Here is a 1,492-nt window from a genome sequence, read left to right on the forward strand (position 1 = left end):
GCATTGGATTTGACCGATTCGTTCAAAAAACACGACATCGATTTGAACCGTTTCGAACCGTCGACAATCGAAGCGGTGAGACAGTTCGGCGGCTTGTACGGCTTACCTATGAACAACGGAGGATTGGTTCTATATTACAATAAGGAGATTTTCGACAAATTCAGTGTCTCCTATCCGAAGGACGGAATGATCTGGGAGGATGCCATAGCGTTAGGGAATAAGCTGACCCGCAAAGAGAATGACGGCCGCCAATATGTCGGACTAGCTACTTCCATCACCCATGCTTTGCGTATGAACTCCTTCTCGCTGCCGTTTACGGACAAAACGACGGAGAAGGCTGCGTTCAATAACGACAAGTACAAGTCGCTCGTGGAAACCGTCGCTATCGCACCCACACAAGAATCCGGCTATAAAGAACAAGTGGCGGCGTTAAAAAGAACATTTAACAACAACGACTTCATCAAAGAAAGAAATATCGCCATGTTTATTATGAACTTTGGTTTACAGGGCGACAAAGAGTTTGAAACGTTCAATTGGGATATGGCAGCTCTGCCCGTGTTTAAAGACAAACCGGGAGTCGGCACCCAGCCTTATCCGGACTTCATGTTCGTCACGAAGACAAGCAACTACAAAGACCAGGCTGTGGAAGTATTAAAATATGTCACTTCGGACGAATTTCAGATGATTACGTCAAAGAAAGGGTTCATACCCGTTCTGAAAAACGAGAGCATCCAAAAAGCTTTCGGCCAGGAATCGAAGTTTAAGGACAAAAATTTGGTGAAAGCGATATATACCAACAAGTTTGCTTCCCCCATCACGCAAAGCAAGTATGACTCTAAAGCGAACGGGCCGCTTGTCACAYATATCACTAATGTGATCCTTGGCAAAGAGGACTTGAATACGGCTCTGAGAAACGCAGAGGAAGAAACGAATAGAGCAATAGAAGCGGAGAAGAAAAAGTAATTTTCCAAACGGCTCGATGCTGGTTTTCCGAATGGAAATAGTTAGGATGGATTCTTCGCGCTGTCGCGCTTATAGCAGAACTTGTCGAACCTGCCCGTTCGTATTATGAGGACACGACAGTCTAACACTTTATTTTCTCAGTCTACAACTTTATGTTCACGGTTTATCAAGAGCTAACTTTAAGAAAGTCAGATAAAATAAAGAGTTCTACATATTGTACATGACTAATATGTGGAACTCTTTATGTTTAACTATCGTTCCCGTTAGTTCAATCCCCAATTAATCGCTTGGAAGTCTCACGGTTCGTGGATCGATCCCGAAGAACTCGCGAGGTTTGAGAAAAGAGCGTACTCGACCTCATTATTTGGCAAATAATCTGTAGAGTCTAGTCGTTTCTTGTTTAGGACCGCATCCATTCAAAGTAAACTCAGTATATTGTTGGCCGTATAATTCTCCATTTGATTTATTAAGTGATGAACAATCCATTTCCCTAATACCATCAGTACCGAATTTATCGCGTGAATAATCA

Annotated in this window: 1 protein-coding gene; it reads left to right on the top strand. The window is 42.9% G+C overall.

Features of this window, described 5'->3' with window-relative positions; all coding sequences use genetic code 11:
* The coding region (locus tag AC1DWB_RS35010; protein ID WP_477545675.1) for an ABC transporter substrate-binding protein at nt 1–963 on the top strand (963 nt) is incomplete at its 5' end.
* Between the last annotated feature and the right edge of the window lie 529 nt (nt 964–1,492).

Source organism: Paenibacillus sp. P4_E11, assembly GCF_056401635.1.